The sequence below is a fragment of the Bartonella sp. AA74HLJMH genome, assembly GCF_042197045.1.
In the GTDB taxonomy this organism is placed as follows: Bacteria; Pseudomonadota; Alphaproteobacteria; order Rhizobiales; family Rhizobiaceae; genus Bartonella.
Genome location: NZ_JBHIRJ010000013.1, coordinates 1 through 13,184, shown reverse-complemented (window position 1 = coordinate 13,184; position 13,184 = coordinate 1). Strand labels below are relative to the sequence as shown.

Genomic DNA, 13,184 nt, shown 5'->3' with positions numbered 1-13,184 from the left:
GAGGCTAAAAATACAGGCTATGCGAGTTGGTGCCATGGGTATTTGGATGAAACTATGAATCAAAAGGTTCAAGATGCGTTGTTTCAAAAAGATCCCAAAAAACGGGCGCAAATGTATGCTGATTTGCAACGTGAATTTATGCAGAAAGGACCTTATGCTTTTATCTATCAGACGTATCACACGATAGCGATGACACCTGATGTTAAAAAATGGGTTTGGAATAGTGCACCACGTATTTTTTATAGTGCAATTGAAAAATAAAAAGGTATCAGGTCTATAAAATATAAAAAACATGGTCATGATATATTTGATGTATTGCAAAGCTCTTTAACACTTTGCAATACATTGAATTTTATCGGGAATGGATTACTATGTTGTGTAGAGAATTTTGTTTCAGGAATTCTTATAGAAGATGTGTTTGTTTGGATGTTAGGATTGAATATTTTAACTTCTATTGATAGAATTTTCGGATGAAATAATGACTCTAGACATCCCCATACAACGGCTTCAAGTTTTTTTTACAACCCTGATAATCGATTTGAAATTAAAAATATAAGTTGTTCTAGCCGGTGTTATGGGTATTTTGATGAAGCTATAAATCAAAAGTTTAAAGATGTGTTGTTTCAAAAAGGTTCACAGAAACGGGCGTAAAGAATTGAAAAATGGTAAGTTTGTTTAGTGAAAAAACAGGTGTAACAAATGTGGCAGAATTCACTGTTTCCGAAATAGCAGGGGCTCTAAAGCGTGTTGTTGAAGAAAAGTTTGGTTATGTACGGGTGCGTGGGGAGATATCAGGGTACCGTGGTACTCATGCTTCGGGACATGCTTATTTTGCTTTAAAAGATGATAAGGCACGGTTGGAAGCTGTTATTTGGCGTGGAGTTATGGAAAAGCTCAAATTCCCTCCTGAAGAAGGGATGGAAGTAGTTGCTGTTGGTAAACTTACGACGTATCCAGGGTCATCGAAATATCAAATTGTCATCGAGGCTCTTGAACCAACGGGGGTTGGTGCTTTGATGACACTTCTTGAAAATCGTAAGAAAAAGTTTTTAGAAGAAGGCTTGTTTGATGAAGAAAAGAAAAAAACTTTGCCTTATATGCCTCGAATTTTAGGCGTTGTAACATCACCAACAGGTGCTGTTATTCGTGATATTATTCATCGTATATCCGATCGTTTTCCGTTGCATATTTTGGTTTGGCCTGTACGTGTTCAGGGGGAAACAAGTGGGAGGGAAGTGGCTGTTGCTGTTGAAGGTTTTAATGCTCTTGGTCCAGGTGGACTTATTCCAAAACCTGATCTTATTATTGTTGCACGGGGAGGAGGAAGTTTAGAAGATTTGTGGGGGTTTAATGACGAAGCTGTTGTTCGTGCTGTTTATGAATCTTCTCTTCCTGTTATTTCTGCTGTTGGGCATGAAACGGACTGGACCTTGATTGATTATGTGGCTGATTGGCGCGCTCCAACTCCTACCGCCGCAGCAGAACGGGCTGTTCCTGTTAAGCTTGATCTCGAGGTGCTGGTGGCATCGCTTGATGCACGTTTGCGCAAGGGACTCGCGCGTTATTTGGATTTTTATCGACAAAAATTGCGTGCTACTCTACGAGCTCTTCCGACTGCCGATCAACTTTTTGCTCTACCACGGCGTGGTTTGGATGAAACTTCAAGTCGATTGCAGCGTGCTCTTTGTGTAAGCTACGATAAAAAACGTTTTTCTTTTCATGCACTTGGTGTGCGTCTTTCACCGCGTTTGTTAAATAGTGAAAAAGCACAACGCAATACAAAGGAATATACGGCACGTCTTCAGCGTGCTTTTGTGCGTAGTGTGGAAAAACAACGGGCTGGGTTAGAGGTAGTATCTAGGCTTTTAAGAAGCACTTCATATCAGAATATTTTGGAGCGCGGTTTTGTTTTGGCTTTGGGGAAAGAGAATAAGCCCATTAAACGCTTGGCTCAGTTTCCTGAAATGGGGCACATAAATTTACGTTTTTTTGATGGAGATATCAGTGTTGCAACACAAGAGCCTATTTCCGCTAAACGGTCAAAACACAAGCAGATAAAGTCGCCAAGCGATGATCAAGGAACTCTCTTTTAATACGGTTAATGCCATGCTTGCGGAAGGTCTTCTTAAGGGAGTAGATGGAAAAGTTCGTTGCGCATGGGCTGGAACGGATCCGCTTTATTGTGCTTATCATGATACCGAATGGGGAAAGCCTGTTTTTGAGGATATTCGTTTGTTTGAGAAAATTTGTCTTGAAGGTTTCCAAGCGGGGCTTTCTTGGTTTACAATTTTAAAAAAACGCTCTTTTTTTCGCGTTGCATTTGATCACTTTGACTTTGAAAAGATTGTTCATTACGATGAGCTAAAGGTGAAAATGTTAATGCAGAATAAAGACATTGTTCGCCATCAAGGAAAAATTCAATCAGTGCTTAATAATGCACTTAGAGCACAAGAAATTATAACAGAGTGGGGAAGTTTGTCCCGCTATTTTTGGTCTTTTCAGCCACCACAATCAGAGCGTTATGAAAAGATAGACTTTCAAACACTGTTGGCTAACCCTATGACACCTGCTTCTCTTCGTCTTTCTCAAGACTTGAAGAGACGTGGCTGGACATTCGTTGGTCCCACAATTTGTTATGCTTTTATGCAGTCCGTAGGGATTGTTAATGATCATCTTGAAGGATGTTTTTGTCGATAAATTGGCAAACTGTCTTTTGTAAGAGTAATGATCAATAGGATAATAATTGAATTATTTAATAAATGTATAGATTATACAATTCCACTGTATAAGATAATTGAAATATACAAACTATACAATATTAATGATTTTCTACTGTTGTTGGCACTAAAAACGATAAAGGTATAATTTTGAGGATGAAAAAACAGATGCCAAAAGAAGTGATACCTTAACTGTTATGTATCTGAAGTGAGATAATGGTAATGTCTTGTATGTTTTAAAGAAACATCTAGTTACACCAAGGTCCATTTTGCGACGCAGCTCATGAATACTATGACAGTAAATCCATCGTGCACTCCATCTTTACGCTTATGAAGGAGAAGATCGGCACCATCACACATTTACTAGCTCTCAATGTTGTGCAACAGTCTTTGGCATTTGTAATGGTTCAGAAGAGTTTTTTTTATTTCCGTTAATAACGTGACTGTTATAATTAATGAATATTTTATTCATGTTTGTTGACGAATGCAAAGTGGTTGTTAGATGGGGTGCTGTTGTTGCATTGTTTTTCTTTGCTTGTATGACTGTTGGTTTATTTATATGTAGGTTGATTGCCCAATGCTTACCTAGGCAATATAAAATGAAATGCAGCGATGAAAAATTGAAGTTAAATGACTCAAGCTGCTTGTGTTGGGTTTTATTATCTGATAGCTTTCCTCTATTAGTAGAGTGATCTTGCCGCGTGTGCGCTCCAATTTTTTGGAAGATGATTAAGCTCATGCAGGCTTGTATCCACTACATTGCTTCGTTGAATCTCTGTATGTTTCCGCTGGAAACGAGAGTTCTGTTGCGGTATGTTGTTTTCTATTCTATTTTTATAGTGGTAAAGCAATGATGCACGCCAAAGTTTAGAAGGGTTTATATTCGTTATGTCTTTAGGGGGGAAACGTCTAATGAATTTTATTTTTATCAATGAGAGAATGCATTTTAGTGTATATTCTTTTATTGTAAGCTTTATTTCTCAAAAGATAAAGCGTGGAAGGAATGCTTCTTCTCATTTTTCCTTTATCTTTGTTAACGCGTTTGGTTTTGTTGGTAAAAACGTAAAACTTTTGACACTTAGTTTTCAAAAGATTAAGCAGATTTTTGTGGGGGGTAGCGTTTTAGAAAAGATATTTTCTTATGTCTTCCTGCTGTTCCAGTGTCGTTTTTGTCATGTAGTAAAGATGCGCCGTATCTTGAAACTGAGTGTTTGAGGGGGATGACTATTTTTAAAGTTTGCATATTTTATTTTAAATGTCGCCTAAAGGAATAGAATAATGAATTCATAAATTTTTGCGTAATGATTTTTTTAAAGCTCACTATTTTTGGGGCGACAAGGCTTATTGATGATTAATAGAGAACTGATATAGTGCATTATCATATGCAAAGAGGTTATGAAAAGAATGTAATACTGGTTAGCAAAACATATATTGCATGTTCGTTATGGTTTATTGAGACGTAAGTCAATGAATTTATCAAGTAGATGACTCTGTGTAGGTGATTAAAAATATAGGCGATTAGAACGTATTTATTCAATGTTATAATTATAAATTTGCTATATTATTTCAGCGTCATTAATTGATAAAAATAAATAAAGGGAAAAGTTTATGAACTTGAAGAAAACAATATTGAAAAGTAGCAGCTCTCTTGTTTCTGCTCTTATGGCATTGGCGATGGTTGCACAACAAGTTTCAGCAAAAACACCGGCTAATACCCTTGTGATGGCTTGGAATCTTGATGCAATTAGTACGTTTGATCCCGCACAACTTAATGATGTTTATGGAAGTGAAATTATTTACAATATTTGTGATAACTTGGTGAGTACTGCGACAGATGATCCTGCTAAAATGGTTCCCGTTTTAGCAACACATTGGGATGTTTCAGGTGATGATCACAGTACGGTGATTACTTTTCATTTACGTGATGGTTTGAAGTTTAATGATGGCAGATCAGCCAATGCCAATGATCTTGTTTGGGGTATGAAGCGGATTGTCAAATTGAAGATGGGTAATGCGGCAATTTTTAATGAATATGGAATTACAGAACAAAATGTTGATGATGCTTTGCAAGCTCCCGATGAGAAAACGGTTGTGATGAAATTTGATAAGCCTTATCCAGCAGAGCTCATTCTTAATAATATTGTTGCGAGTCGTGCAACAGCTTTGCTTGATCGTAAGACGATTATGAAACACGAAAAAGATGGCGATTTTGGAAATCAGTATTTGAAAAGTCATGCTGCTTGTGTTGGTCCTTATCAGTTAAAAAGTTGGCGCCCTGGAGAAGCTCTTTTGTTGCGTGCAAGCTCTCACTATTGGGGACAAGCGCCTAAACTGAAGCAGATTTTAATTCGCCATGTTGCAGAGCCCGGAACACAACGTTTGTTGTTGCAAAAGCACGATATTGATGTTGCTCGTGATTTGACACCTGAAGATCTTGCAGATCTGCAAAAAACAACAGATGTTAAAATCGAAGAAGTGTTAGAACCATCTATGATGTACTGGGGATTTAACATGACAAATCCTATTTTTGCTAAGGAAAAAGTACGTTTGGCGATGCGTTATCTCATAGATTATGAAGGTCTTGGCAAGAAGCTTCTCAAAGGGATTGGTATCCCACGGGCCAGTTTTATTCCTCTTGGCAACTTTGGGGCTTTAGATGAAAAAGAGGGGCAACCCTTTAAACTTGATATTCAAAAAGCCAAGCAACTTTTAGCAGAGGCTGGTTATCCAAACGGATTTGAGGCAAATTTTCTCGTGTCAAACACTCCTTATACTTTGTTACTTGCTCAGTCACTCCAGGATAGTGCTGCACAGGCGGGCGTGCGTCTTAAAATTGAACGTGTAGCAGGTACACAGTTATTTTCAAAAGTGGATGCTCGAGCTTTTGATACGGCTTTTATCGGATGGAATAATGATTCTGCGGATCCTCATACCATGGCTTCACGTCTTATTTTCAATCCAGATAATCGTTTTGAGGCTAGAAATACAGCCTATCCTAGTTGGAAGCATGGGTATTTTGATGCTAAGATGAATCAAAAAGTTGAAGAAGCGTTGTTTCAAAAAAATCCGCAAAAACGAGCGCAACTCTATGCTGATTTACAACGTGAATTAATGCAAAAAGGACCTTATGCGTTTATCTTTCAACAATATAGCGTTGTCGCGATGACGCCTGATGTCAAAAAATGGGTTTGGAATAGTGCACCGCGTATTTTTTATAGTAAAATTGAAAAATAAGTGTGTCTTTTTAGTGTTATCAAAGCTAAAAAGAGCTTAATCATAATTGCATGATGAAAATATTCTCCCATATAAAGCTCTTCAGTTTTTTAGGATGAAACTGTGAGGGATGTTTGTGTAGTAGCAGTATATAATTAAGATCGTTTATAGGGAGCGATGAATATAGAAAGTTATATTGGGGAGGATCTTTGTTTATGGTTATAGATTCTCTGCATCCCGAATATAGACTGATGTATAAGAAAATTATTTTGTAGATGCTTAGTTTGATTAAATGAAATTGATGTCTAATGCTATGCTATTTAAGCAAAATCACAATCACTTTGTGTGAAAAGGTAGAAGAATACAAAAGGAAGAGATAAAATGGGAAAACAAAGAATATTGAAAAAATTTTCTATTTTATTAAGCTCAATCGTTTTTTTTAATGGGGCTGTAACATCGGCATTCAGTGCCTCATCTAAAGATATATTGGTAATGGCATGGAATATTGATTCAATTAGTAGTTTTGATCCAGCGCAAACTGTTGAGGTTGTGACGAGTGAGTTATTGACGAATATTTGCAGCGCGTTAGTGCAATATGATGAGCATGATCCTACAAAAATTCGCCCTGCTATGGCAAAATCTTGGGACGTTTTAGACAATGGCAAAAGAATAGTCTTTCATCTTCGTGATGATTTAAAGTTTAATGATGGAAGGATGGCTACAGCGCAAGATTTGGTATGGTCGATGCGACGGATTATTAAATTAGGATTAAGCTATGCTCAATCTTTAATGGATTATGGGTTTACCAAAAACAATATTGAAACAAATATTCAGGCTCTTGATGATAAGACTTTACAATTAAAATTAGATAAACCCTATCCTATTCAGCTCATATTGACTGTTATTGGACAATCTTATGCTTCTGCTTTGCTTGATCGGAAAACAATTGAAGCACAGAGTATTAACGGTGATATGGGGAATAAATATTTAGCAACACATACAGCTTGTGTTGGACCTTATAAATTGGTGAGCTGGTCTCCAGGAGATAAAGTTGTGTTAGAGGCGACACAACATTATTGGGGCGATGTGCCTAAAATTAAGCAGATTGTTGTGCAGCATGTAGCGGATTCATCAAGTCAAAGACTTCTTTTGGAAAAAGGTGATGTGGATATAGTGCGTGATCTTTCTTCAGAGGATATTTTAGATCTTGAAAAAAAAGGAGGCCCAGTCAAAATTAGTCGTGTTTTGCGTCCGCAGATTATTTACTTATCGTTAAATAATAAGAATGCAATTTTTGCGAATGAAAAGGTCAGATTGGCACTTCGTTATTTGGTTGATTATGAAGGTCTTGGAAAAACTGTTTTGAAAGGGATTGCTATTCCTCGGGCAACTTATATGTCTTTAGGTGTTCCAGGTGCTTTAGATGAAAAAGAAGGTTTGCCTTTTCAGTTGGATTTGAAAAAAGCAAAACAACTGATTACTGAAGCTGGTTATCCTAATGGGTTTAAAGCTAATCTTTTAGTTGGAAGCCTTAGTTATATGTCGTCTGTTGCACAGTCTATTCAAGCCAATGCACGCAAAATTGGTGTTGAGCTTACAATTGAAAAAATGGCACAAAATCAATTGTTGAGCCGTGTACGTGGTGGAAATTATGATACTGCTATTATGGGGTGGGGGAGTGCCGATCCTGATGGACATCCTGCTTCATTAAATCACGTGTTTAACCCTGATCCAACATTTACAAAAAAGCACAATATGTATTTAGCTTGGCGCGCTGGTTATTATGATGAAAATATTAATAACATGGTGATGGATGCTTTGTTTGAGAAAGACCCCAATAAGCGTATCATGCAATATCGTACTTTACAGCATTATGTGCTAGAGCATGGTCCTATGGTTTATTTATTTCAGACATATTATACCGTTGGTATGGGGCCTGATGTCAAAAAATGGATTTGGAACAGTTATAGACTTTATTACAATGAAGCAGAAAAATAAAAAGAAGCATGTTATAGAAAAGGATTGTAGAACATGCTTAATAAGAGATTGTTTTGTTATATAAAAAAGTATTTGCTTTATGTTTTGTCGCTACAGAGGGGATTTTTATAATGGTTTTGCCACTTTCAGAGACTGAAAGAGCTGTATCAGAAAAGCAGAAAAAATTATTTTTATGGGATTTTTTATGCAAAGGATTGAAACTTCTTATTTCAGTTTTTATCACATTGCTTGGGTTGGTGACGATCACTTTTTTTCTTGGTCATCTTCTTCCTCTAGATCCGGTTCTGTCTATTCTTGGTGATAATATCAGTCAGGAAGCTTATGATGCAATGTATTATAAGCTGGGTCTTGATAAGCCGTTGATTGTCCAATATTGGAAGTATCTTCATAATGTATTTTTGTTTGACTTTGGAGATGCTTTAACTTCTGGGCGACCTGTTCTAGCCGATATTATGCGTGTGTTTCCTGCAACATTAGAGCTTGCAACCGTTGCTATTGTTATTGGCACAAGTCTTGGAATTCCATTTGGTGTTTTTGCAGCAATGTATCGCGATTCATTTATTGATTATGTTGTCCGTGTTTTTACACTTGTAAGTTATTCTACTCCAACATTTTGGCTCGGATTAATGGCGTTGTTAATATTTTACGCCAAGCTTGGCTGGGTTGGTGGCCCAGGACGACTTGATTTTCTTTATGAATATTCTTTTGAACCAAAAACAGGATTTTTCCTTTGGGATACTGCAAGCCAAGGACAATGGGAGGCTTTTGGTAATGTTTTTAGTCACGTTATTATGCCTGCTTTGATCTTGGCTTTCGGTGCTATGGCTTATATTAGCCGTATGACTCGTGGGTTTATGATTGAGCAGCTTAATCAGGAATATATCATTACTGCACGTGTAAAGGGATTATCGTGGGCGCGAACCGTTTGGGGGCATGCCTTTCGAAATGCTGCTGTTCAAATTATTACCGTTGTTGCACTTTCTTATGCTTTTTTATTAGAAGGGGCTGTTTTAACGGAGACAGTTTTTGCTTGGCCTGGTTTTGGACATTACTTGACAAATGCTCTTTTAGCCGGAGATATGAATGCAGTTGTAGGATGTACTTTACTTGTAGGATTTATCTTTGTCGCCATTAATTTATTTTCTGATTTGCTTTATCGCATTTTTGATCCAAGGACACGTTGAATATGACAGTAAGTAATCATCATAAATCGCAATCATCATCTTCTTTGGGTAGTTGGTTAAACGATCCTGTTCCAAACTCCATAATTCAAGCGAACATACAAAGAATTTATCACGCACTGGCTAAGTTTTTTCATAACTTTTCGGCTGTATTCGGTCTGCTTATTATTTGTATTATTATCATATGTGCATTTTTTGCTCCTTGGATTGCTACGCATGATTTTCTTAGCAATGATCTGGGGCATCGGTTGCAGCCACCCTCTATGGCGCATTATTTTGGAACAGATGAATTGGGACGGGATATTTTTAGTCGCCTTATTTTTGGTTCCCGTATTACTCTTTATGTTGTTTTTCTTACAACAGTTATTGTAGGTCCAATAGGGCTTATTGTTGGAACTGTATCTGGTTATATGGGCGGATGGGTTGATACTGTGCTCATGCGCATTGTCGATATTTTTCTTGCTTTTCCAGGTTTGATTTTAGCTCTTGCATTTTCAGCCGCATTGGGACCAGGGATTGAAAATGCTTCTATTGCAATTTCAATTGCAGCATGGCCACCAATTGCACGTTTAGCACGTGCTGAGACTTTGACAATACGTTCTTCTGATTATGTTTCTGTAGTTCGCCTGCAAGGGGCCTCTGCTTGGCGAATTATTTTGTTTCATGTTGCGCCCATGTGTATTCCTTCAGTGATTGTACGATTAACTTTGGATATGTCTGGAATTATTTTAACGGCTGCTGGTCTTGGTTTTTTAGGGTTGGGAGCTCAACTTCCAAGTCCTGAATGGGGTGCGATGCTTTCTTCAGGGCGGGAATTTATGATGACAAATTGGTGGTTGGCGGCAATACCAGGCTGTGCAATATTATTTGCAAGTCTTGCTTTCAACCTTTTAGGTGATGGTCTTCGTGATGTATTGGATCCACGCAATGGGTAATAAATTATTAGAAGTAGAAGATTTACGTATTTCTTTTCCTACAACGCGCGGCATTTCAGAAGTTGTGCGTGGTGTTAGTTTTTCTGTTGGAAAAGAAAAAATTGGAATTGTTGGTGAATCCGGATCTGGAAAATCGATGACTGGGCGCGCAATACTAAGGTTGAGTCCAAAAGCAGCCATTGTTAAAGCTAAAAAAATGCGCTTTGAGGATGTTGATTTATTGGCCGCAAGTGAACCTCAGATGCGAAAAATCCGTGGGAAACGTATTTCAATGATTTTACAGGATCCAAAATATTCACTTAATCCATTAATACGGATCGGGGAACAGATTATGGAGGCTTACCGTATTCATTACCGTGTTTCAAAAGCTGAAGCGAGGGAGCGCACCATATCTATGTTAGAATCTGTTCATATTCGTGATCCTGAACATGTGATGCGTCTCTTTCCTCATGAAATATCTGGGGGGATGGGGCAGCGCGTGATGATTGCAATGATGCTCATTCCAAAACCTGATTTAATTATTGCTGATGAGCCAACATCTGCACTTGATATTACGGTCAGACGACAAGTTTTATCTGTATTAGATGAACTTGTGACAAAATCTGGAACGGGACTTATTTTCATTAGTCATGATTTAAATATGATTGCTGATTTTTGTGATCGTATTTTGGTGATGTATGCGGGTCGTGTCTTAGAAGAGTTGCCTGCTTCTGGTTTGTCTCACGCTTGTCATCCTTATACAAAGGCGTTGCTCGCGAGTTTGCCACGGCTTGATAATCCAGTTGATATTTTGGCTGTTCCTGAGCGTGATCCTGATTGGTTGTATAATCCTACGATTGTTAATGGCGTTGAGGAGGTTCCTCATGACAAATTGTGAGAATATTATTGATGTTTCTAATTTATCTGTGACTTTTGGGCACAGGCATAAGGCAGTAACAGTTGTTAAAAATGTTAATTTTCATATTAAGCGTGGTGAAGCTTATGGTTTGATTGGTGAATCCGGATGTGGAAAGTCAACTATTTTGAATACATTGGTGGGGCTTATTCCAGATTATAGTGGAAAATTCCTTTTTGCTGGACAAGAAGTTGAAAAGAAAAGAAGTAAGGATTTTTTACGCTGTATTCAAATGGTTTTTCAAGATCCTTATGCTTCGCTGCATCCAAGAAAAATGGTCCATACGGTTCTTTCTGAATCGCTCAAAATCCATGGAATGGATAATCAAAGAGAGCGGGTGGAGGATGCTTTAGATTCCGTTGGTTTAGATTCTTCATTTCTTTATCGTTATCCTCATGAGTTGTCTGGAGGGCAGCGTCAGCGTATTGCTCTTGCACGTGCTTTAATTATTGAGCCAGAGGTGTTGTTGCTTGATGAGCCAACGTCTGCATTGGATGTGTCGGTACAGGCTGAAATTTTAAACTTGTTGAAATCACTGCGCGTGAGAAAAAAGCTTACTTATTTAATGGTATCCCATGATCTTGCTGTTGTTGCACATATTTGTGAACGTGTTGGAATTATGCATAAAGGGATTATTCTTGAAGAGCTTAGCAATGATGAATTGCGTAATCTACATGCGCAACACGATTATACAAAGGAGTTTTTTGAAGCAAGTATAGAGCCTATTGTCCATAGAGAGCAAAGAGCATGATCAATTTTACAGAAGAGAAAATGCAATTTTATTTGTTTTGAAGTTTCTGGAGATGTTTGGCGGCATTGTTAAGAGGGAAGGGGATAATAGGATTTTTTCAGTATGAATTTTCTGGGCAGTGTTTGAGCTGTAATATTTTAAATCCTATTAGAACTTCCATTTTGAAATATATGAGTGACTTATAACATACATCCCTTTGTTTGATATTATTGCATTATTTTTTACTTATCATTTTATGTTCAAAAGTTTTATTTTGGGATTTTAAGCATTAAATTCGTGAGAAATAACAAAAGATAGTAATGTTGTATTTTCTAGAAAAGCTTCTCATTATTTTACAATATCATTTTGTTTTTGGTTGTTCTCTTTTTTACAGTTTTATTCTTTATAAAAAGAATTTTTTGTAAAAAACATCCAATGGTCAATGACTGTCTTCAAATATTTCGCTGTTCTCTATTTAAAAAAGCGCTTAAAAATAGCTTATAATAAACCAAAAAGGCAGCAATATGCTGCCTTTTTGTTAAATTGAATAGGCTATTTTTACAGTCTTGATTTAAAACTGATAGAGTATTCCTCCTGAAAAGCTTGTACCACTTATACCAGTTTTTTGAAGCTTTTGTTGATAGCTGACATCACCATGAAGGGAGAGGTTAGCGGACAATTATGCACGAATACCAAGCCCACCTTCAACGGAACTTCCCGAGGGGTCACATTTATAATACTTATCAATATGGAATGTCTGATCATCACCAAAGGTTTTGATTAAGTTTACTTTTCCATAGAAAGACATAGGACGGCTGTTTTCAGTGGCAATGGTTTTTGTCAAACGTCCACCAACACGGGATTATCCATTGAGAAGGATTTTGCATCTTAATGGTCAGATTATCAGCATCTTTAATGGTATCAAACATCAAATGTTGATAGGCAAGCTGTGCCTGCGGTTCGAATGTTACGCCTTGGATACCCGTTGCAAATTGTTTGCTAACAGTTGTGGAGATCGCCAACATTTTTGCATTTTTCAATTTTGCGGTTGTACTAATGAGGGCATTGGTGATCTTTCCCTTTAGGAAGACATAGGATAACAGCGTATCAAGATAGAAACTACTTGTCATGTTGTATGGTTCCATAGGTTGTGAGTAACCATTTTTCCACAGTACTCTTATTTGCATCTTGCATATCTTTTGGGGTGAAAGAGAGTTGCCCGTAGGTTCGGACAAGACCCAAATGTGTTGTAGATATTTTTTCCTTCTGCACGACAAGGTTAATAGCTCCTTGTAGAACAGCATAGTGAAGATTAGCACTGCTATAACCATATCTACTAGAAGTACTTTATCCAATGGCGCCTTTACGCTTATAGCAAAAAGTCATGATCCGTCATTGGGGCAAGTTGCTCTGGTTTTAAATGGTGAAGACGGTGTTTTCAAAAGTGGTGGTGCTTTTGTCTTAACTGCAGATGTTTTGGACAATGCCGGCAGTATTGGCTCAAGTGGTGATGGG

At 37.5% G+C, this 13,184-nt stretch carries 9 protein-coding genes and 2 pseudogenes; 10 read left to right on the top strand and 1 reads right to left on the bottom strand.

All coding sequences use genetic code 11. From position 1 onward, the window contains the following. From ACFINH_RS07080 to ACFINH_RS07040, 9 genes and pseudogenes are all read left to right on the top strand, one after another. Window positions 1-261 (top strand): annotated as a pseudogene (locus ACFINH_RS07080) (ABC transporter substrate-binding protein); the annotation flags it as partial. A gap of 401 nt (window positions 262-662) precedes the next feature. Then, window positions 663-2,093 (top strand): exodeoxyribonuclease VII large subunit, encoded by a 1,431-nt coding sequence (xseA, locus tag ACFINH_RS07075; RefSeq protein ID WP_375632505.1) that lies wholly within the window; start codon window positions 663-665, stop codon window positions 2,091-2,093. Then, window positions 2,071-2,697: a DNA-3-methyladenine glycosylase I gene (locus tag ACFINH_RS07070; RefSeq protein ID WP_375632504.1), complete on the top strand. Its 627-nt coding sequence runs from the start codon at window positions 2,071-2,073 to the stop codon at window positions 2,695-2,697. Before xseA ends, ACFINH_RS07070 begins: the two co-directional genes overlap by 23 nt. A 1,628-nt stretch (window positions 2,698-4,325) precedes the next feature. Continuing rightward, window positions 4,326-5,951 carry an ABC transporter substrate-binding protein gene (locus ACFINH_RS07065; protein ID WP_375632503.1) on the top strand — a complete coding sequence of 542 codons (1,626 nt, stop codon included), beginning with the start codon at window positions 4,326-4,328 and terminating at the stop codon, window positions 5,949-5,951. Window positions 5,952-6,311: 360 nt separating this feature from the next. Next, window positions 6,312-7,928, top strand: a complete 1,617-nt coding sequence (locus ACFINH_RS07060; protein ID WP_375632502.1) for an ABC transporter substrate-binding protein — start codon at window positions 6,312-6,314, stop codon at window positions 7,926-7,928. A gap of 110 nt (window positions 7,929-8,038) precedes the next feature. Further along, window positions 8,039-9,112 (top strand): ABC transporter permease, encoded by a 1,074-nt coding sequence (locus ACFINH_RS07055; RefSeq protein ID WP_375613823.1) that lies wholly within the window; start codon window positions 8,039-8,041, stop codon window positions 9,110-9,112. Window positions 9,113-9,114: 2 nt separating this feature from the next. Further along, complete coding sequence (locus ACFINH_RS07050; protein WP_375632501.1) at window positions 9,115-10,044, top strand: ABC transporter permease; 930 nt, start codon at window positions 9,115-9,117, stop codon at window positions 10,042-10,044. Then, window positions 10,037-10,921, top strand: coding sequence for an ABC transporter ATP-binding protein (locus tag ACFINH_RS07045; protein ID WP_375632500.1), 885 nt, complete (start codon window positions 10,037-10,039; stop codon window positions 10,919-10,921). Before ACFINH_RS07050 ends, ACFINH_RS07045 begins: the two co-directional genes overlap by 8 nt. Further along, window positions 10,908-11,690, top strand: a complete 783-nt coding sequence (locus tag ACFINH_RS07040) for an ABC transporter ATP-binding protein (RefSeq protein WP_273790734.1) — start codon at window positions 10,908-10,910, stop codon at window positions 11,688-11,690. Before ACFINH_RS07045 ends, ACFINH_RS07040 begins: the two co-directional genes overlap by 14 nt. Before the next feature lie 550 nt (window positions 11,691-12,240). On the opposite strand, the pseudogene ACFINH_RS07035 reads toward ACFINH_RS07040, so the two are convergent. Further along, window positions 12,241-13,004: pseudogene (locus ACFINH_RS07035) on the bottom strand (autotransporter outer membrane beta-barrel domain-containing protein); the annotation flags it as partial. Here ACFINH_RS07035 and ACFINH_RS07030 point away from each other — a divergent pair. Continuing rightward, window positions 12,975-13,184, top strand: a 210-nt coding sequence (locus ACFINH_RS07030; protein WP_375632499.1) for a hypothetical protein, incomplete at its 3' end; no start/stop codon positions are given. The pseudogene ACFINH_RS07035 and the gene ACFINH_RS07030 overlap by 30 nt on opposite strands.

Coding starts and splice junctions, on each gene's coding strand:
- ACFINH_RS07055 (WP_375613823.1), top strand. CDS start 8,039: ATGGTTTTGCCACTTTCAGAGACTGAAAGAGCTGTATCAGAAAAGCAG.
- ACFINH_RS07050 (WP_375632501.1), top strand. CDS start 9,115: ATGACAGTAAGTAATCATCATAAATCGCAATCATCATCTTCTTTGGGT.
- ACFINH_RS07040 (WP_273790734.1), top strand. CDS start 10,908: ATGACAAATTGTGAGAATATTATTGATGTTTCTAATTTATCTGTGACT.
- xseA (WP_375632505.1), top strand. CDS start 663: ATGGTAAGTTTGTTTAGTGAAAAAACAGGTGTAACAAATGTGGCAGAA.
- ACFINH_RS07070 (WP_375632504.1), top strand. CDS start 2,071: ATGATCAAGGAACTCTCTTTTAATACGGTTAATGCCATGCTTGCGGAA.
- ACFINH_RS07065 (WP_375632503.1), top strand. CDS start 4,326: ATGAACTTGAAGAAAACAATATTGAAAAGTAGCAGCTCTCTTGTTTCT.
- ACFINH_RS07060 (WP_375632502.1), top strand. CDS start 6,312: ATGGGAAAACAAAGAATATTGAAAAAATTTTCTATTTTATTAAGCTCA.
- ACFINH_RS07045 (WP_375632500.1), top strand. CDS start 10,037: ATGGGTAATAAATTATTAGAAGTAGAAGATTTACGTATTTCTTTTCCT.